This window comes from Microvirga antarctica, assembly GCF_017921815.1.
Lineage (GTDB): Bacteria > Pseudomonadota > Alphaproteobacteria > Rhizobiales > Beijerinckiaceae > Microvirga > Microvirga antarctica.
The window spans coordinates 447,424-466,968 of record NZ_JAGEMM010000002.1 but is presented as its reverse complement, the minus strand read 5'-3'; the positions used below and the strand labels follow the sequence as shown (position 1 = coordinate 466,968).

18 protein-coding genes are annotated in these 19,545 nt (G+C 65.5%); 3 read left to right on the top strand and 15 right to left on the bottom strand.

Features of this window, described 5'->3' with window-relative positions:
• Positions 1–31: 31 nt before the first annotated feature.
• From J4G32_RS09585 to J4G32_RS09525, 13 genes are all read right to left on the bottom strand, one after another.
• Positions 32–757, bottom strand: a complete 726-nt coding sequence (locus J4G32_RS09585; RefSeq protein WP_246504934.1) for a protein-L-isoaspartate O-methyltransferase family protein — start codon at positions 755–757, stop codon at positions 32–34.
• A 16-nt stretch (positions 758–773) separates the two neighbouring features.
• Positions 774–1,535: a 5'/3'-nucleotidase SurE gene (gene surE, locus J4G32_RS09580; protein WP_210491307.1), complete on the bottom strand. Its 762-nt coding sequence runs from the start codon at positions 1,533–1,535 to the stop codon at positions 774–776.
• 1 nt (position 1,536) lies between these two features.
• Positions 1,537–2,901: a serine--tRNA ligase gene (serS, locus tag J4G32_RS09575; protein ID WP_210487896.1), complete on the bottom strand. Its 1,365-nt coding sequence runs from the start codon at positions 2,899–2,901 to the stop codon at positions 1,537–1,539.
• 101 nt (positions 2,902–3,002) lie between these two features.
• On the bottom strand, positions 3,003–3,809 hold the full coding sequence (tatC, locus tag J4G32_RS09570) for a twin-arginine translocase subunit TatC (protein WP_210487871.1): 807 nt from the start codon (positions 3,807–3,809) through the stop codon (positions 3,003–3,005).
• Entirely contained in the window at positions 3,806–4,432 is a 627-nt protein-coding gene (gene tatB / locus J4G32_RS09565; RefSeq protein ID WP_210487836.1) for a Sec-independent protein translocase protein TatB, read from the bottom strand. The genes tatC and tatB overlap by 4 nt, the downstream gene beginning before the upstream one ends.
• Positions 4,433–4,491: 59 nt before the next feature.
• The gene (locus tag J4G32_RS09560) at positions 4,492–4,746 is read right to left on the bottom strand and encodes a twin-arginine translocase TatA/TatE family subunit (RefSeq protein ID WP_210487814.1); all 255 of its coding nucleotides are present in this window, start codon (positions 4,744–4,746) and stop codon (positions 4,492–4,494) included.
• A gap of 57 nt (positions 4,747–4,803) precedes the next feature.
• Entirely contained in the window at positions 4,804–5,928 is a 1,125-nt protein-coding gene (locus tag J4G32_RS09555) for an ABC transporter ATP-binding protein (protein WP_210487788.1), read from the bottom strand.
• Positions 5,925–6,623, bottom strand: coding sequence for an SMC-Scp complex subunit ScpB (scpB, locus tag J4G32_RS09550; protein WP_425515509.1), 699 nt, complete (start codon positions 6,621–6,623; stop codon positions 5,925–5,927). The genes J4G32_RS09555 and scpB overlap by 4 nt, the downstream gene beginning before the upstream one ends.
• A 10-nt stretch (positions 6,624–6,633) precedes the next feature.
• Complete coding sequence (locus tag J4G32_RS09545; RefSeq protein ID WP_210487728.1) at positions 6,634–7,434, bottom strand: segregation and condensation protein A; 801 nt, start codon at positions 7,432–7,434, stop codon at positions 6,634–6,636.
• A gap of 42 nt (positions 7,435–7,476) precedes the next feature.
• A complete protein-coding gene (gene nagZ / locus J4G32_RS09540) occupies positions 7,477–8,493 on the bottom strand; it encodes a beta-N-acetylhexosaminidase (protein WP_210487704.1) in 1,017 nt (338 codons plus the stop codon).
• A 66-nt stretch (positions 8,494–8,559) separates the two neighbouring features.
• Entirely contained in the window at positions 8,560–9,948 is a 1,389-nt protein-coding gene (locus J4G32_RS09535) for an SPOR domain-containing protein (RefSeq protein WP_210487690.1), read from the bottom strand.
• 104 nt (positions 9,949–10,052) lie between these two features.
• The gene (argS, locus tag J4G32_RS09530; RefSeq protein WP_210487663.1) at positions 10,053–11,813 is read right to left on the bottom strand and encodes an arginine--tRNA ligase; all 1,761 of its coding nucleotides are present in this window, start codon (positions 11,811–11,813) and stop codon (positions 10,053–10,055) included.
• A gap of 48 nt (positions 11,814–11,861) precedes the next feature.
• Positions 11,862–13,070 carry a deoxyguanosinetriphosphate triphosphohydrolase gene (locus J4G32_RS09525; protein WP_210487643.1) on the bottom strand — a complete coding sequence of 403 codons (1,209 nt, stop codon included), beginning with the start codon at positions 13,068–13,070 and terminating at the stop codon, positions 11,862–11,864.
• 94 nt (positions 13,071–13,164) lie between these two features.
• On the opposite strand from J4G32_RS09525, the gene erpA reads away from it, so the two are divergent.
• Complete coding sequence (gene erpA / locus J4G32_RS09520; protein WP_210487619.1) at positions 13,165–13,491, top strand: iron-sulfur cluster insertion protein ErpA; 327 nt, start codon at positions 13,165–13,167, stop codon at positions 13,489–13,491.
• An 85-nt stretch (positions 13,492–13,576) separates the two neighbouring features.
• Positions 13,577–15,460, top strand: coding sequence for a hypothetical protein (locus J4G32_RS09515; RefSeq protein WP_210487596.1), 1,884 nt, complete (start codon positions 13,577–13,579; stop codon positions 15,458–15,460).
• 18 nt (positions 15,461–15,478) lie between these two features.
• Here the strand turns inward: J4G32_RS09515 and J4G32_RS09510 are convergent, their stop codons facing one another.
• Positions 15,479–17,779 (bottom strand): NADP-dependent malic enzyme, encoded by a 2,301-nt coding sequence (locus J4G32_RS09510; protein ID WP_210487579.1) that lies wholly within the window; start codon positions 17,777–17,779, stop codon positions 15,479–15,481.
• Positions 17,780–17,882: 103 nt separating this feature from the next.
• On the opposite strand from J4G32_RS09510, the gene J4G32_RS09505 reads away from it, so the two are divergent.
• The gene (locus J4G32_RS09505) at positions 17,883–18,503 is read left to right on the top strand and encodes a CatB-related O-acetyltransferase (protein WP_210487554.1); all 621 of its coding nucleotides are present in this window, start codon (positions 17,883–17,885) and stop codon (positions 18,501–18,503) included.
• Here the strand turns inward: J4G32_RS09505 and J4G32_RS09500 are convergent.
• Positions 18,475–19,545 carry an acyltransferase family protein gene (locus J4G32_RS09500; RefSeq protein WP_210491298.1) on the bottom strand — a complete coding sequence of 357 codons (1,071 nt, stop codon included), beginning with the start codon at positions 19,543–19,545 and terminating at the stop codon, positions 18,475–18,477. The two genes, J4G32_RS09505 and J4G32_RS09500, sit on opposite strands and share 29 nt — an antisense overlap.

The following is a 19,545-nucleotide window of genomic DNA, read 5'->3' as shown; positions in this document are numbered from 1 at the left end:
GAATGGTTCCGATGAAATTTTTGAGGCATTTTCAGAGGGTGGTGGCGGCACCCTCGAGCAGCGCGGCGAGCCTCAGATTCGCGCCGTAATCCTGGCGGAACTCATCGTCGTCGAGACGGTCCACCCGCACGAGGCGCGGCAGCCCCTCGGTCTTCAAGGCGCCGACCACCCGGCCGCCGGGGGCCACCAGCGCGAGAAGCGGCGCCGGAATATCGCCCCAGGCGCCGTTGAGAAGAATACGGTCGAACCGCTCGCGCGGGCGCGCGGCGAGCCCGTCGCCGACTTCGATGCGGGCGGTCGTTGCCTCGACGATCCTGAGGTGCTGAACGGCGCTCGCCGCGAGGGTGTTGAAGCGCTCGACGGACACCACCTCGCCGCCGAGCTTGGCCAGCAGCGCCGTGACGTAGCCGCTCCCCGTCCCGATCTCGAGGATGCGGTGGCCCGGCTGGACGCCAAGCGCCAACAGCATCGTGGCGACCGTGCGCGGCGCGGTCATCGTCTGGCCGCAAGCGAGCGGCAGAGACACGTCGGTCCGCGACAGATCGGTGAAGCGGCGGGGCGCGAAGACGTCGCGCGGCACCAGCTCCATGGCTCGCAGCAGGGCGATGTCGCGAATGCCCCGCGCGCGAAGGGAGAGGATGAACGACGCCGCGCCGACGGCCTCGTCGCCCGCCTCATCGGCGAGCGCGTCATATCCGAGCCCTTCCGCATCGAACGGCAAATACATCTGGTTCGCGCGCGGAATTTTGCCCGTCATGGGATGTGCCGTTTTCCTAATCGAAAAGCTGCGCGTAGCGGGTCAGCGTGGGTTCGTCCGTCATGTCCAGACGCAAGGGCGTCACGGAGATGCGGCGGTTGGCGATGGCCCAGAGGTCCGTGCCGTTGCCGGGGGTGAAAGGTTTGCGCTCGAAGCCGATCCAGAAATAGGCATTGCCGCGCCCATCCATGCGCTCGTCGAGCTTGAGCAGCTCCTGCGTGCGTTGCCCTTGCGTGGAAACGCCGTAGCCTTCCACGTCCTCGGGCTCGCAATCGGGGAAGTTGACGTTGACCAGGATGCCCTTGTCGATCCCCGCCTCGAGAATGCGGCGAATGACCTTCGGGCCGTGATGCTCGGCGCATTGCCATTTGAGGTCGTTCCGGCTTGTCGCCCCGTATGCCTGCGACAGGGCTATCGACGGGACGCCCAGAATGGTGCCCTCGATGGCGCCCGCCACCGTGCCCGAATACGTCACATCCTCGGCCACGTTCTGGCCGCGATTGACGCCGGACAGAATCAAATCGGGCCTGGCGTCGCGCATGAGGTGGCGCACGCCCATGATGACGCAATCGGTGGGCGTGCCCTTGACGGCAAAATGCCGGTTCGAAATCTCGCGCAGGCGCAGCGGGTCGTTGAGCGACAGAGAATGCGCAACGCCGCTCTGGTCGGTCTCCGGCGCCACGACCCAGACATCGTCGGACAGGGCGCGCGCAATCGTCTCGAGGGTCTTGAGGCCGGGGGCGTGGATACCGTCGTCGTTGGTGCAGAGAATGCGCATGTCAGTCATGTCGTTCGATGCGGGTGAGGCCGCCCATATAGGGCTGAAGCACGGAAGGGATTGTGACGCTGCCGTCCTCGTTCTGGTAATTCTCCAGCACCGCGACGAGCGTGCGGCCGACAGCGAGCCCCGACCCGTTGAGGGTGTGGACGAAGCGGGGCTGCTTGTCGCCGGGCGCCCGATAGCGGGCATTCATGCGCCGCGCCTGGAAATCGGTGCAGACCGAGCAGCTGGAAATCTCGCGATACATCCCCTGCCCCGGCAACCAGACCTCGATGTCGTAGGTCTTGGCGGAGGCAAAGCCCATATCGCCGGTGCACAACGTCATGGTCCGGAACGGAAGGTCGAGCTTCTTGAGCACGGCCTCGGCGCTTGCCAGCATACGCTCGTGCTCGTCGGCCGACGTCTCCGGTGTCGTGATCGAGACCAGCTCGCATTTGACGAACTGGTGCTGCCTGATCATGCCGCGCGTATCGCGCCCGGCCGATCCCGCCTCGGCCCGGAAGGACGGCGTCAGCGCGGTGAAGCGGAGCGGCAACTCGGCCTCGCTGAGGATCGATTCCCTGACGAGATTGGTCAGCGTGACCTCAGCGGTCGGAATCAGGCCGAAGCGCGAGTCCTTGAAGGCCTTGCGCATGGCCTCCGGCTCAACGGCGCCGGCGGCCAGCGCTGCTACGAACCCGTCGAGCGCCGAGCCCGGAAAAGCCCAGAACTGGTCATCCTCGAATTTCGGCAGTTGCGCGGTGCCGAACATGGCGGCGTCGCGCACCAGCAGCGGCGGGCTGATTTCCGTATAGCCGTGCTCGGTGGTGTGCAGGTCGATCATGAACTGGCCGAGCGCGCGCTCAAGGCGCGCAAGACCGTGCCGGAGCACGACGAAACGCGCGCCGGACATCTTGGCCGCGGCCTCGAAATCCATCATCCCGAGATCTTCGCCGATCTCGAAATGCTGTTTGGCGGCGGCGAGATTCTTCGGGTTTCCGACCCGGTGACGCTCCACGTTGCCGTGCTCGTCCGTACCCAGCGGCACGTCGTCCTTCGGCAGGTTCGGGATCGCGGCCAATGCCGCATGAAGCGCGGCCTCGGCCTCGCGCTCGGCGTGCTCGAGCTGGGGGGTGCTTTCCTTGAGCGCCGAAACCTGCGCCATCAGCTCCTGCGCGCGCGCCTCGTCCTTCCGGCCCTTCGCCTGGCCGATCTCTTTCGACAGGGCGTTCCGGCTCTCGGTTGCGGCCTGGAGGGCCGAAATCGCGCCCTTGCGGCGGTCGTCCAGCGTGATCAGGCCGGCTGACAGCGGCTCCAGGCCCCGGCGCGCAAGGCCCGTATCGAAACCTGCGGGGTTATCGCGGATGGAACGGATGTCATGCATGGGAAAGAACCGTGCTCACAAGACGCGGTCCCTGTCGCCGAAAACATGACCGCCTCGCCAGAATGCCAAGGGTGGCGGTCGCCTGATAGTGCCAGATGGCCCTAGTCGGCTGCCGCGCGCGCGGCCTCGGATTCCGCACGCTTCTTCTCGACCATTCGGACCGAGAGGATGGAAGCCTCGTAAAGAAGCAACGTTGGCACCGCAAGGGCGAACTGGCTGATCACGTCCGGCGGCGTCAGGACGGCGGCGAGAATGAACACCACCACGACGGCGTAGCGCCGCTTGTCCTTGAGGAACTGCGAATCGATGATTCCGGCCCGGGCCAGCAGCGTCAGGACCACCGGCAGCTGGAAACAGACGCCGAAGGCGAAGATCAGCGTCATGATCAGGGAGAGGTATTCGCTGACCTTGGGCAGGAATTCGATCGCCGGGCTGGTATCGGTCGCGAGTTGCTGCATACCGACAGAAAACCGCATGAGGAGCGGCATGGCGATGAAGTAAACAACCGACGCGCCAAGCGCGAACAGAACCGGCGTCGCCACCAGATACGGCACGAAGGCACGCCGCTCGTTCTTGTAGAGGCCGGGGGCGACGAACTTGTAGATCTGGCCGGCAATGACCGGAAATGCCAGGAAACCCGCGCCGAAGGCCGCCACCTGAAGCTGGGTGAAGAGATATTCGAGCCCGTGGGTATAAACGAGATGCGCCTTCTCGGGCGAGCCAACGGCCACCACGTACGGCCAGACGAGGATGTTGTAGATCGTCTTCGCACCGGCAAAGCACAGGAAAAACATCAGAACGAACGCCACCATCGCCTTGATGAGGCGGGACCGGAGTTCAGTGAGATGCTGGATCAGCGGGGCGCGCGACGCCTCGACTTCGTCCTCGTCAACTTTTACGTCGCTCATTCGGCTTTTGCGTCCGGTTTCACGGAGGGCGTCACGGGCGCGGCCGCTTGCTGGATCTCTGCGGGTTTCGGTTGTTCGATGGCGGGCGGCTCGGCAATCGGGGCCAGCTCCCTGGAGGCTCTCAGTTCGTCCGACAGGTCTTCGGCCCGATTGGCCTCGGCCTCCCGGTTGAGGTTGGCCGTGTAAGTCGCGAGGGGATCGACGAGCGGCGGCGTCGAGGGAACCGACATGACCACAGGCGGCTCGAGAGGCGACGCGGAACCCGCCTCGCCCCTGCCTTGCGAGGCGGCATCGGAGGCGCTTTCGCCCGCTGTCTTCTCGGACGACGAGGCTGGCGCCTCGATGGCGCCCTTCAGCTCATCGCGAATCGCCTGGATCGGATTGATGCCCTTGTGAATGGTCGACACCGACTCGTTCATCCCCTGAAGCTGCTTCTTCACGTCGTCGAGCTCGGCCTCGCGCATCGCCTCGTTGAACTGACCCTGAAACTCGGCAGCCATTCGCCGTACCTTGGCGGTCATGTTGCCGACAGTGCGCAGCGCCTTTGGCAGATCCTTCGGGCCAATAACGATCAACGCAACGGCGCCGATCACCATCACCTCACCCCAGCTCATGTCCAACATGAAGCGGTCCCGACCTTGCCTTTGATGGGAAGAATGTCAGCCGATCGGCACGGGGCCGGTCAGCCGATCTTGTGGTCCGAGGTCGCGCTGGTCGTGGTCGCGCCGGGGGGCGTGCGATGATCGATCGTGTGCACGACCGGATCGACAGGCGGCACCACTGGCTTGTCGGGCGCGTCCTCCTCGGACATGCCCTTCTTGAAGGCTTTGATGCCCTTTGCGACATCGCCCATCATATCGGAGATCTTGCCGCGTCCGAACAACAGGACGACGATCAGACCGACGACGATCCAGTGCCAAATGCTAGCACCACCCATGGCAACCCTCCTGCGCCTCGTTGGGCGCGGCATATGAATGCGTAACGTGCGGCCAACCTAGGGATCGGACGCGGCGAAAACAAGGACATCCTTCGCGTTGATCTCGATACCCACATCCTGACCTTCCCGAACGCCAGCGGAATCGCGGATTCGGCCCTGGAGAGGACGGTCGACGCCCTGGACGTCGATATGGACCAGATCGACCTCGCCCAGGAAGCGCCGGGAGACCACCCGGCCCGGCAGGCAGAAGCCCGCAGGCTTCAGGCGAAGACCCTGCGGCCGGATGCAGACGACGGCAGGACCGTCGGGCAGGCCCGGCGCGGGAAAGACGCCGACCGGGCAGGAAACGCGGCCATTCTTCACCTCGCCGGGGATTTCATTGAAATCGCAGAAAAAGCGCGCGGCGAACAGATTGGCCGGGGCGGAATAGAGTTCCTCCGAGGGCCCTTGCTGGATGATCCGGCCCGCCCGCATCAGCACGATCCGGTCGGCGATTCGCATGGCCTCCTCGGGGTCGTGCGTCACCACGATGGTCGTGGCGCCGGTTTCCCGCAGAATGGCCACGGTCTCGTCGCGCACGGCGTCGCGCATGCGCCGGTCGAGATTGGAAAACGGCTCGTCCATCAGGAGAACGCCTGGCCGCGGAGCAATCGAGCGGGCGAGTGCCACCCGCTGCTGCTCGCCGCCGGACAGGGTGTGCGGAAACTCGTCCGCATAGCGTTCCAGCCCGACACGAGACAGCGCCCGGCGGGCGGCGATGCCGGCCTCGGCGGCCGACAGGCCGGTGAGGCCGAACATGACGTTCTGCTGCACGCTCATGTGTGGGAAGAGGGCATAGTCCTGAAACATCAAGCCAATGCCCCGGGCCTCCGGCTCGATAAAACGGCCAGGGCCGCTCGCCTGCTGGCGGTCGATGAGGACCCGCCCGGAGGTGGGCGTCTCCACACCGGCCGCGATCCGCAGGAGGGTGGTTTTGCCGCAGCCGGAATGGCCGAGCAGACACACCAGTTCGCCCGCCTCGATCGTCAGCGAGATGCCGTCGAGGACATCGATGGCGCCGTAGGTCTGGACGATGTTCTCGAAGGTGAGTTGCGCCGGGATCGACGCCCCCGTGGTCCCTCGCTGGCCCCACCGCGGCAGACGAAACCGGTCCCGGACGGGCTCCGGTGCGGGGTCGCTCATTCGTCGCCGTCCCCCAGTTCCATGGGGAGGAACAGGTCATCCTGGTCGAGCGGATCCTCGTCGGGCCGGAGCGTATCGTCGTCGGACGGGATCGGCACGGACAGGTCGGACGGGACCCTCCCCTCCAGGAAGCCCGCGCCCTTCAGTTCCTCGAGCCCGGGCAGGTCGTCGATGGCGTCGAGCCCGAAATGGTCGAGAAAATGGGGGGTCGTGCCGTAGGTGACCGGGCGTCCGGGCGCCCGTCTGCGGCCGCGCAGGCGCACCCAGCCGGTCTCAAGCAGCAGATCGAGGGTGCCTTTGGAGGTTGCGACGCCGCGAATTTCCTCGATTTCGGCCCGCGTCACGGGCTGGTGGTAGGCGACGATGGCCAATGTCTCCATGGCGGCGCGCGACAGCTTTTTCTGTTCGACGACGTCGCGGGCGAGAACGAAGGACAGATCGCTTGCAGTCCGGAAGGCCCAGCGGCCCGACACGCGCACCAGATTGACCCCGCGCCCGGCATATTGCGCCGATAATTCGTCGAGGATCGCCGCGACGTCGACGCCTTCCGGCAGGCGACCGGCAAGCTCCTCGACGCTGAACGGTTCGGCCGAGGCGAACAGAAGCGCCTCGGCGATGCGGAGGGCCTCGCCGCGGTCCGGCCCGGCCGAAGGCGCGTCGACCATCTCGGTCTCGTCCGCGACATCCTCCCTCATGCTTTCCATCTCAGGCTCCTGCATCCGCCGGGTCCGGCACGGCCCTCACCCAGACGGGGGCGAATGCCTTTTCCTGGCGGACGCTCAGTTTTCCCTCGCGCACCATTTCGAGGGTCGCGGACAATGTCGAGGCGAGAATGGTCGGGCGCATGGCAGGCTCGACCATGTAGGTCATCAGATAGGCATCGAGGCTGGTCCAGTCCTTCAGATGGCCCACAAGGCGCTCCAGCGCTTCCCGCGCCTCGGCCAGGGACCACACATTGCGCTGATGCAGTTGCACCCGGGCGTTGAACTGCTTCTGCCGCTGCCGGGCATAGGCCGCCAGCAGGTCGTAAAGAGTCGCCTGATACTGTGAATCCTTGTGGACGACGACCGCTTCGGGCGCTCCGCGACCGAAAACGTCACGGCCGAGCCAGTTGCGCTCTCCGAGCTTGCGGGCCGCTTCGCGGATCACTTCGAGGCGGCGAAGGCGCAGCGCGAGCGCGGTGGCAAGGTCCTCGGCGCTGGGTTCCTCGCCCTTTGGCGGCTCCGGGAGAAGGAGGCGAGATTTCAGATAGGCAAGCCACGCGGCCATCACCAGGTAATCGGCCGCAAGTTCGAGGCGCATGCGCCGGGCGGCCTCGATGAAGGCGATGTATTGCTCAGCCAGCGCGAGGATCGAGATCTTGTGCAGATCGACCTTCTGCCGCCGGGCGAGTTCGAGCAACAGGTCGAGCGGGCCTTCGAATCCGTCCACATCCACGAGGAGCGCCGGTTCCCCGTCCGCTCGCTCGACGCGTTCGACATCCTCGAAGGGAAGTACGTTCGCCATCAATCCATCAACCCAGATCTGCTGATTCGCAGCTTCCGCCCCTTAGGCGACCATCGCAAGCGCGGCGTCAAGCCGGGCCCGGGCGTCCACAGGATCGAGCGGCTCAGGCTCGTGGCGGACCCGCTGGAGCGCCGCGTCGGCGCGCCGCAGGGCGTCTCCCGACAGCAGCGGGGCCGCATCCGCGACCGCCGCCATCTCGTCCATGACGCCGTTGCAATGGAGAGCCATGTCGCAGCCTGCGGCGAAGGCCGCCTCCGTCTTCTCCCGGAACGTCCCGCTCAGCGCCCGCATCGAAAGATCGTCGGTCATGACAAGGCCGTCATACTGGAGATGGCCGCGCACGACCTCGTCCATGACAATGCGCGAGGTCGTGGCCGGCCCGTCGCGGTCGAGGGCCGTGTAGACCACATGGGCGGTCATCGCGAGAGGCATGTCGCTCAACATGCGGAACGGCGCGAAATCATGCTGTTCGAGATCCGCGCGCGACGCATCGACGATCGGCAGGGCGAGATGGCTGTCCGCGCCGGCCCGGCCATGTCCGGGCATGTGCTTGATGACGGGCAGGACGCCGCCCGCGAGCAATCCCTCGGCGGCGGCCCGTCCGAGCACGGCCACCTGTTCGGGCGTCCGCCCATAGGCACGGTCACCGATGACGTCGTGCGCTCCCTCGGTGGGGACATCGAGAACCGGCATGCAGTCAACAGTGATGCCGACGGCTTTCAGGTCATGCGCCATCAGCCGTGCGCCGAGGCGAACGATTTCCCGGCCGAGCAGCGGGTCGCTGGCGTGAAGGTTTCCGTAGACACGGCCAGAGGGGTATTTGGGCCAGTGCGGCGGACCCATCCGCTGAACCCGGCCGCCCTCCTGGTCGATGAGGATAGGCGCGTCCCATCCGACGGTGTCCCGCAGGGCGGTGCAAAGAGCTCGCACCTGCCCGGGGGAGTCGATATTGCGCTTGAAGAGAATGAAGCCCCAGGGCGACGCGTCCCTGTAGAAGGCCGCTTCATCGGGGCTGAGGGTCAATCCGGAACATCCGGCAATCAAGGCGCGGGAGATCATGCCCGCGCCTTACGGTTCCTGTCGGGCCCGGTCAAGCCGCGGCCTTCGACGGTCCGGAAAGCCAACTCAGTTCTTGGCGACGAAGCACTGGCCGCCCTGGCCCTGCACGGACGAGCAGAGGGAGGACGCGTCGTCGCGGGACATCGGCCCGGCGCGGACGCGGAAGACCGTGTTGCCGTTGACCTCGGCCTTGCGAATCATCGCGACCTGCCCGGCCAGCTCCGGATATTTCTTCTGGAACTGGCTGAAAGCGGATTGCGCCTCCTTTTCGGTGCCCCGCACGGCAAGCTGAACCGAGAAGCCGCTGACGGAAGCCTCTGACGTCGTCGCGCCGGCCGTGGCTGCAGGAGCCGTCGGCTGGATCGACGCCACGCGCTGCGGCGCTGCGGCCGGGGTCTCGGCGGAAGCGACCGCTACGGGCTTTGCCGCCGGAGTCGTTGCGGCAGCCCGGGGGGCTGCGGGCGGTGCCGCGCCAGCCGGCATCGTCATGGCGGCCGGAGCCGCGACGGGCGCTTTCGCCTCGGTGTCCTGGCGCGCCAGGGTGCCGTCCGGCCTGATGGCGATGGTGCGGACCTTCTTGGGCTCACCCAGATTGAGACCGGGAGCGGCCGGCGGATGCGCGGGGCCGGCCGAGCCGGTGGATTCCGCAACGGCACCGCCATTCATGCGAACCGTCTGCTTCACGTCGACAGGCTGCTCGGAATTGCTCACCACCTTGGTCTCGCCGCTCTGCGCACGCTCGTAGATCTGCTTGTTCTGGTTTGGAATCTCGACACCGCCGGGGTTCTGCGGCGCGACCTTGATCGGCTCGTTGCTCGCCGCGATCAGCGGAGGCTCGCCGCTGCTCACCGCGGACGAACGACCGCCCAGGACGAACGCGCCGGCCCCGCCGATCACCACCACGCCAAGAACCGCGCCTAAGGCAAGCGCAGCCTTGCGCGACCGGCCTCGCGGCGGCGGCGCGTAGGCTGCCTCATCGTAAGAAGCGGCCTGCGGGGCGGCCTGGCCGTCGTAATAATCCTGGGCGTAGCCGCCCTGGTCATAGGCCTGGGGGTCGCAGGCGGCCGGGTCTACGGCCGCCGGCTGCTGATAGGCATAGCCGTCCGGCAGGGCCCGGGTCGCTGCCGCATGCTGGGCATGGTGGGCGTCATCCTCATAGTCGTAACCCGTCGGCTCTCGCCGGCCATACGGGTCGAACGCCGCCGCAGGTGCGACATCGCCACGCACCGCGAAAAGCTGATCGTGGGACGCCTGAGCCCCGCCGCGGGAACGGGACGGCTCGTTGGAGAGCAGGGACGCGAAGGGATCGTCCTGCCCGCCGATCCGGGCCAGATCCGCGAGCGGATCGTGACGATGGCCGACCGATGGCGCTGGCGCGCCCGATTGGGCCTGCGCGAGTTGGCGCTCGATCTCATTCAGATCGACCGCGAAATGGGGCTTCTGTGTTCCGCTCATAGCGCCGAACCTCCGGTAATCCGACGCCCGCGATGGCGGCTGCGTCGGCACGACGGAACGGCTTCCGAGCGCTACACCAGAAACGATATTCCGTTCCGGGCAATCTAACGCATTTCGTCGGGAGCCGTCACGCCCAGGATAGCCAGACCAGACGCCAGGACGCCCTTGAGGGCATACACAACAGCGAGTCTCGCTTTCGTTGAATCTTCATCAGTTTGATTAACAAAGCGTAATTGCGGCAAGTCTTTGCCCTTATTCCACAAAGAATGGAACGCGCTGGCGAGATCATAGAGGTAGAATGCCGCACGATGAGGCTCGTGCGCGAGGGCCGCGGCCTCGATCATCCGCGGAAATTGCGCGATCCGGTGAATCACGTCGCGTTCCGCATCGTCAGTGAGAATCGACAGATCAGAGCCGGCCAGAGCCTTCGGCGAGAGGTCCGCGTTCGGAAATGCCTCGCCGGCCTGCCGAAGAACCGAGGCGCACCGCGCATGGGCGTATTGGACATAAAAGACCGGATTGTCCTTCGACTGCTCGACGACCTTGGCGAGGTCGAAGTCGAGCGTCGCGTCATTCTTGCGAAACAGCATCATGAAGCGGACAGCGTCACGACCCACTTCATCCACCACTTCACGCAACGTCACGAAGTCGCCGGAACGCTTGGACATTTTGACAGGCTCGCCGTCGCGCAAAAGCTTCACGAGCTGGCACAGCTTGACGTCGAGATCGCCCTTGTTGTCGGTGACGGCTTTCACGGCGGCCTGCATCCTCTTGACGTAGCCGCCGTGATCGGCGCCCCACACATCGATCATCGAGGCGAAGCCGCGCTCGAACTTGGAGCGGTGATAGGCGATATCCGAGGCGAAATAGGTGAACGATCCGTCGGATTTCAAAAGCGGCCGGTCGACCTCGTCGCCGAAGGCGGTGGCGCGGAACAGAAGCTGCTCCCGGTCGTCCCAGTCCTCGTCCTTCTGGCCCTTCGGCGGCGCAAGCCGGCCCATATAGACGAGATCGCGTTCGCGCAGTTCAGCGATCGTGCGGGCAACCGCGCCGCCATCATTTTCCTGCAGGGAGCGCTCCGAGAAAAAGACATCGTGATGAATGTCGAGGGCTGCCAGATCCTCGCGGATCATGTCCATCATGGCGTCGATCGCCACGTTGCGGACGAGCGGCAGCCATTCCGCCTCTGTCTTGCCGAGCAGGCTGTCGCCATGCTCCCGGGCGAGGCGTTCCCCCACCGGCTTGAGGTAATCACCCGGATAGAGCCCCTCCGGCACCGCGCCGATATCCTCGCCCAGCGCCTCGCGGTAGCGCAGATAGGCCGACCGGGCCAGCACATCGACCTGGGCGCCGGCGTCATTGATGTAATATTCGCGGCTGACCTTGTGGCCGGCATAGTGCAGCAGCTCCGACAACGCGTCGCCGAAGACGGCGCCCCGGCCGTGGCCCACATGCATGGGCCCGGTGGGATTGGCCGACACGAATTCCACATTCACCGGCACGCCTCCCCCCTGCCCGCTGCGGCCGAATCCGTCCGTGTCGAGGACGGCGGCCCGCAGGATTTCGTGCAGGACGTGGGCTTCGAGCTTGATGTTGATGAAGCCCGGGCCGGCAATATCGACTTTCACGATGCGCGGATCGCCGGCGAGATCGGCCACGAGCAAATCGGCGAGGGCGCGGGGATTCATCCGCGCTTCCTTGGCCAGAACCATGGCGGCGTTGGTGGACAGGTCCCCGTGCGTGCTGTCGCGAGGCGGCTCCACCACCACGCGGCTCGAATCGAGACCGGCCGGAATCTGGCCTGCTGCGGCGAGCCGGCCGAGGGCGTCGGCAACACGTTTCTCAAACAGACCGAAAATGTTCATCAGGTTCAATCTCGATAGGGCCACGAGCCCTTGAAAGCTTTGGCGCGCCTAGCGCAAGTCCGGCGTGACGTCAAACAGGCGGCGGTGCTCGAGGAGCGCATAACGGTCGGTCATTCCGGCGATGTAGTCAGCCACCCGGCGCGCCAGCCGGGGCGTGTCGTCGCGCGCCACGCCGTCATGCCACTCGTCCGGCATCGCCGTCGGATCGCCCATGAACCGCGCAAAAAGGTCGTTCAGTACCGCATCGGCTTCCTTGCGGACGGCCATGACCTTGGGGTGGCGGTACATGTGCGGATAGAGGAAACCCTTGATCGCCGCGTCGGCCGCCTGGAGGGCAGCGGAGAAGCAGATGGTCGTTTCCCCAGCACCGCGGATTGCCGCGGCGCTGTCCGGGCAAAGCAGGCCCAGCCGCCGCTCGGCCTCCGCCACCACGTCCTCGACGAAGCGGGTGATGACCCGGCGCACGAGTTCGTGGATGCGCCGGGACGGATCGAGCCCGGGATACAGCGCATCGATCTCGCGCAGCAGATCGTCGAGAAACGCCACCTCGCGCAGGGCCTCGATCGAAAACAGCCCCGCCCTCAACCCATCGTCGATGTCATGGGCATTGTAGGCGATGTCGTCCGCGATGGCGGCCGCCTGGGCCTCCCCGCCCGCATGGGTCGACAATTCGAGATCCTGGAGGCCGTTGTATTCGAGGATCGCCAGCGGCACGCCGCGCTTGCGGTAGCGGAATGTCGGCCGTCCCGCCGCGTCGGTGAGCGGGGCGTTATGCTTGACAAGCCCTTCGAGGGTTTCCCAGGTGAGATTCAGGCCGTCATAAGCGGCATAACGGCGTTCCAGCCGGGTGACGATCCGCAACGCCTGGGCATTATGGTCGAACCCGCCGTAGGCGGCCATGCAGGCCTCCAGCACGTCCTCGCCCGTATGGCCGAAAGGCGTGTGGCCGAGATCGTGCGAGAGGGCCAGGGCCTCGGCCAGATCCTCGTCCAGGCCCAGGGAGCGAGCGAGCGCCCGGGCGATCTGGCTGACCTCGAGCGTGTGGGTCAGGCGGGTCCGGAAGTGGTCGCCCTCATGATAGACGAAGACCTGGGTCTTGTGCTTGAGCCGGCGAAAGGCGGATGAATGGATGATCCGGTCCCGATCGCGCTGGAAGTCGCTCCGGGTGGGCGACACGGCTTCCGGATAGAGCCGGCCACGGCTCTCCCAGGGATTGCTCGCATAAAGCGCCCGCCATCGTTCGCCAAAGGGCCGCACGCATCATCCCCCGGGTTGAAGCTTCCTCGACGGGCCCTTACCTTGCTCTTAGGACGTTGTCCAAGATAACGTCCGCCCGAGGACTGGATCCACGATGAGCGACATTACCCTGACCGAGCGCGCCGCGCGACGGATCAACGAAATCATGCAGGCCGAGCCGGAAGGCTCAATGCTGCGCATCAGCGTGAATGGCGGCGGCTGTTCGGGCTTTCAATACGCGTTCGATGTCGATGCCGACCGGCAGGATGCCGACCTCGTCATCGAGCGGGACGGCGCGACGGTCCTGGTCGACGACGTGTCGATCCAATACATCGACGGCTCGGTCATCGATTTCGTCGACGATCTCATGGGCCAGTCGTTCAAGATCGAAAACCCCCACGCGACTGCGTCGTGCGGCTGCGGGACGTCGTTTTCGCTCTAAACTCCGCCCTCGCATCCAGACGGATCATTTGATACACAGTTCGGCGCCATCCCGGCGCCGATTTTCTTTGGCCGGAGGGGGCCCCATGAAGCGACTGACTCGGTGCGGCCTGAGCGGCCTTGCAGCCATCATCGGATTTTCGGCCTGGCAATGGGAGCCGACGGTCGGCCACAACCTGGCGACTGAGTTCGATGGTGGCACCCTTTCCGTGGGCGCGATCCGGGCGCCGCTCTGGAATGTCGCTTTTGCCCAGAGCGCCAACACCCTCACCCTGGACAATGTCACCCTGACATCCGGCACCACGGGATATCAGGCCAAGCGGATCGAGTTCTCGGGCCTCACGTCCTCCAGAGGCGATATCGACGCCCTCCTGTCGAAGACCTCATCGGAACCCTTCGCGGTTCGGCTGGCCCGTCTCAACGCCCAGCAGATCCGCATCCCCGAGCTCAAAGCCGTTGAGAAGGTCGGCCCCGAGACGCAGACGGTTACCTATCGAAACGTCGTTCTGAGCGACGTCAAAGAGGGGCGGGTCTCAGAGGTCGTGGCCGAGGCCACTGTCGGGCAAATCACCAGCGGTAAAATCAAATCGACGTTCAATTACGGTCGCGCCGCGATCAGCGCCCTCGACATCCCGGCGCTCATTCGCGTGTACGAAACGAAAGCCCCGGCAGGAGACAATCCCTTCGCGCGGATCCATGGCGCATTCTCCGTTGACGGCATTGCCGTGGACAGCGGCCAGGATGGCATCGTGAAGGTGGGTCGTATTTCCGGCCGCGATTTCATGGCCCGGCCCATCGCCGATTCGTGGGTCGGCGGGTCGGCCTTCCTCGCGGAGGTGTCGGGCAAAGATGACCTGTCCCCGGACCAGCAGAGCCGTCTCATCGCCACGATTGCCGATTTCCTGGGCAGCTTTGAAATCGGCTCCATCGAGGCCACCGACTTCACCATGACGGGCGGCAAGGCCCAGCCTGGAACAACGGCCAGGATCGGCCGGATGTCCTATCGCGGCGCGACCGCCACGCAGCCGGGCGAATCGCGGATGGAGGGGTTCGAAATCGTCGAGCCCAAGACCCGGGTGGCCATCGCCGGCATGGCGATGACGGGTTTCTCGCTGACGCCGACCATTGAGGGACTGAAGAAGCTTCGGGGCAAGTCGTTCGAAGATGTGGACGCCGCGACCCTGCGCAGCCTCACCCCCACGCTCGGCGCCGTGAAAATCGAGGGCATCGATATCGATTCTCTGACGCCGTCAGTCGGCAGCACGTTCACGCCCGGCGTTCCCGGGAAGACGAACAAGGTGCGCTCGGCGATCCGCTCAATCGAGTTCCTGGCCGACCAACCGGTCAATGGCATTCCCACCAACTTGCGGTTCGCTCTGCAGAACCTGACGGTCGCGCTCCCTGCAACGAGTGAGGCCGACGGTCTGAAGGATCTGCTGGCACTGGGCTACAAGAACGTCGACATGTCCTTCGCCATGGCCGGGCAGTGGAGCGAGGGGAGCGGAGAATTCAATTTGCGCGACCTGTCGTTCCAGGGCGCGGACATGGCCAATCTCGCCCTGTCGGGCAGCCTCGGCAACATCACCAAGGACGTGTTCGATCCCGACACCGCCGTCGCGACCGTCGCCTTCATGGCAGCCCGCATCAAGAGTCTCGATCTGCGTCTTGAAAACAAGGGTCTGTTTGAACGCTTCATCGCCAAGACGGCCAAGGAAGAAAAGACGACGCCGGAATCCCTGCGCCAGACCTACGGCATGGGTGCGGCAATCGTCGTGCCATCGCTGATCGGGAACTCTGAACAGGCCTCGCGCCTTAGCCAGGCCATCGCCCGGTTCGTCGCCAAGCCGGGCCTCCTCATGATCAGCGCGAAGACCAAGGACCCGTCGGGCCTGGGCGTCGTCGAGGCGCTGTCGTTCGACGACCCGAAGGCTGCATTCGACAAGCTGGATATCACCGCCAGGGCGGAATAAGCGCTTCCTTAGAGGCGATCAGGCGGAGAGGACAAGCTCCTCGCCCGCCTGGGCCTCGACCACCGCGATCGCCGTCAGGTTGACGATGCCACGGGCCGTTACCGACGGGGTCAGCACGTGCGCGGGCTTGGCGGGGCCGATCAGGATCGGGCCGACGGGCAGGGAATCGGCCAGGATCTTGGTGAACTGGAACGCGATGTTGGCCGCATCCAGGTTCGGCATGATCAGCACGTTCGCGGCCCCCTTGAGTCGCGAGGCCGGATAGACCCGCTCGCGGATCAGTTCGGACAATGCCGCATCGGCCTGCATCTCGCCGTCGACCTCGAGTTCCGGTGCCCGCGCGCGGATGAGTTCGAGGGCGTCGCGCATCTTGATGGCCGAGCGGGTATCCGCCGCGCCGAAATCCGCATGGGACAGCAAGGCGATCTTGGGCTCGAGTCCGAACCGCCGCACATGGCTCGCGCAGGCGATCGTCATGTCGGCGATTTCCTGCGCGTTGGGATCGGGCTGCACATGGGTGTCGGCAAGGAAATACGCGCCCTTCGACGTGATCACGAGCGACAGGGCCGCCATGTCGCGCACCCCCGGCGCGAGGCCGATGATGTCCTTGATGTGCTTGAGGCGGGATTGAAACCGCCCTTCCAGCCCGCAGATGAGCGCGTCCGCATCGCCCCGGCGCACGGCGAGCGCGCCGATGACGGTGCTGTTGGTGCGCACGAGGGTTTTGGCGGCATCGGGGGTGATTCCCTTGCGGCCGGCGGCCTCCACGTAGGTGGCCACATAATCGCGATAGCGCGGATCGTCCTCCGGATTCACCAGTTCGAAATGCCGGCCGATCTCGAGTGACAGGCCGTAGCGCACGATGCGGGCCTCGACGACGTTGGGTCGCCCGATCAGGATCGGTCGCGCGATGCCTTCCTCCACGATCACCTGCACGGCGCGCAGGACGCGCTCGTCCTCGCCTTCCGCATAGATGACCCGCTTCGGGTTGGCCTTCGCCTTCGAGAACAGCGGCTTCATGATGAAGCCGGAGCGGAACACGAACCGCGTCAAGGAATCCGCGTAGGCGTCGAGGTCGTCCAGCGGCGACTTGGCGACGCCGGAATCCATGGCGGCCTTGGCGACCGCAGGGGCGATGCGCAGGATCAGGCGCGGGTCGAAGGGGCTCGGGATAAGGGATTTGGCGCCGAACGGATGCGCCTCGCCCCCATAGGCCCGCGCGACGACCTCGGACGGCGCTTCGCGGGCGAGCGACGCGATCGCCTTGACGGCAGCGGCCTTCATCTCTTCGTTGATGGTGGTGGCGCCCACATCCAGCGCGCCCCGGAAGATATAGGGGAAGCACAGGACGTTGTTGACCTGGTTCGGGTAGTCGGACCGCCCGGTGCAGATCATCGCGTCGGGCCGTGCGGCCTCCGCCAGTTCGGGCATGATCTCCGGATAGGGATTGGCCAGCGCCATGATGAGCGGACGCGGCGCCATGCGCGCGAGAAGCTCGGGCTTGAGCACGCCGCCGGCGGAGACACCGAGGAACACGTCCGCATCGGTGATGATGTCCGACAGGGTGCGGGCGTCTGTGCGCTGCGCATAGACCGATTTCCAGCGATCCATGAGAACCTCGCGGCCCTCATAAACAACGCCCTCGATATCCGACAGCCAGATGTTCTCGCGCCTTGCGCCGAGCGACACCAGCAGGTTGAGACAGGCGAGCGCCGCGGCGCCCGCGCCCGAGGTGACGATCTTCACGTCCTCGATGCGCTTGCCCGCGATTTCGAGCGCATTCGTCACCGCCGCCCCGACGATGATCGCGGTGCCGTGCTGGTCGTCGTGGAAGACCGGGATGCCCATGCGGGCCTTCAGGCGCTCCTCGACCTCGAAGCATTCCGGCGCCTTGATGTCCTCGAGGTTGATGCCGCCGAAAGTCGGCTCGAGTGCGGCGATCACGTCGACGAGCCGGTCGACGTTCTTCTCGTCGATCTCGATGTCGAACACGTCGATACCCGAGAATTTCTTGAACAGGACGGCCTTGCCCTCCATCACCGGTTTCGAGGCGAGCGGGCCGATATCGCCCAGCCCCAGCACGGCGGTGCCGTTGGTGATGACCGCCACGAGGTTCTGGCGCGAGGTGAGGTTGGCGGCCTCGGCCGGATCGGCCGCGATCGCCTCGCAGGGGGCAGCGACACCCGGCGTATAGGCAAGCGCGAGGTCGCGCTGGTTCCCAAGCGGTTTGGTGGGCTGGATCTCGAGCTTTCCCGGACGCGGGAAGCGGTGGTAAAACAACGCGCCCTGCTTTAGATCCTGCGAGATGTTATCAGCCATCCCCAACGCTCCTCACGCCAAGTGCCAGTTCGTTTTCGTCACGTGCCCTTGTGCGCGCCTTGCCGGGTGGCGTCAACGCCGGCCCCAGAGCGGTCCCTGACCCATGGGACTTGGTCATCGCCTGAAAAACTGGCGCAATCCCGATAACCAGACCGACGTGCATCTCAGCCGGCTCGCGGCGCGTCACGGCTTTGACATCGGCGCGTTCAGCTATGGACGGCCCAAGGTGCGTTTCGCCGAATCGGGCAGGAAGCTGACCATCGGCCGCTATTGCTCCATCGCCGACAAGGTGGAGATCCTGCTCGGTGGGAATCACCGGGTCGACTGGGCGACGACCTATCCGTTTTCAGCCCTGCGGAGCCTGTGGCCATCCGCGCCCGAAACGAACGATTACCACGGCTCGCGCGGAGACGTGACGATCGGGAATGACGTGTGGCTCGGGTCGGGCGCGACCATCCTGTCGGGCGTGACGGTGGGGCATGGTGCGGTCGTCGCCGCCCATGCGCTGGTGACCAAGGACGTCCCGCCTTACGCGATCGTTGGCGGCAATCCGGCCAAACTCATCCGCTACCGGTTCGACGAGGCGACGATTGCGGCGCTGCTCGAGGCCCGATGGTGGGACCTGCCGCGCGAGCGGATCGCCACGCTGATCCATCTGCTCCAGAGCGACCGCATCCGCGAGCTGATCGCGGCCGTCAAGGTGCTGCGGGCTCAATCGTCTTAAGGGTCCGCCGTCCCAGCGCCCTCGCCTTCAGGGCCAAGGCGGGCTTTTCGACGCCCATCCACGACAGGGACGCGATCGCGAGCGTCAGTACCAGCGCCGGCACGAGCAGCGCGAGGGGCGCCACCAGCGGAAACAGGGCGTGCAGACTCTGCTGGACGGGCCAGCCGTACAGATAGGTGCCATATGACAGGTCCTGTCGCGGCTCAAGGCTCCAGCGCGATAAAGCCGGCGACAGCGCAATCCAGATCATCGCGTAAGCGGTGCCGGTGAAGAGCAGCGGGGTGTAGAGCGCGGTGGATGCAAGCAGGAACGTCAGCGCGGCAAATGCGACAACAATCATCGCCGACAGCCGGACCGTGTCCCGCCACACATAGAGCGCACCGCCGCAGGCGAAAATCAGCGGAAGACGCAACGCCGTCTCGATGCCCTTGGGCACTGCGGGATCAGTCCACGCGAGAGCGAGAAGGGCAACGAACAGCCCCCCGACGAGCGCTGCCGCAAAGATCCGCGACCTGAGAAGACCCGTCACACCGAGAAGCAGCACGCCGCCGTAGCACAGCACTTCATATTTCAGCGTCCAGACCGTTCCCATCGGGAACCGGAACGGATTGTTCTCGAAGACTCCCGGCAGCGCGATGTTGCTCTTGTAGGTCGTCAACGTCGCCACGATGAAGCGCCAGACGCCTTCGCTGCGCCAATACGTCCCCAGCGGCAACACGGTCATGACACTGCCGAAGACGAGCGCCACCACCAGCGTTGCCACGATCAGCCCGGGCGCGATTCGCAAGGCGCGGGCGAGAACGTAGTCCCGAAAGCCGCGACGGTCGAAGCTCATGGTGACGAGAAAGCCCGAGATCGCGAAGAAGCCGTTGACCGCGTGTTCGCCGAGGGTGAAGCCCGTGGCCCGCGTGAGCGGCTCGTCCTCGATCGTGCCGGTGGTGACGCTGAACGCGTGCGACAGCACCACCGCCAGGGCAAGTGCCAGCCGCAGCACCGTGAAGTGATTGTTCTCCCGCACCATCGCGGACGAGAGGGTTGGCAT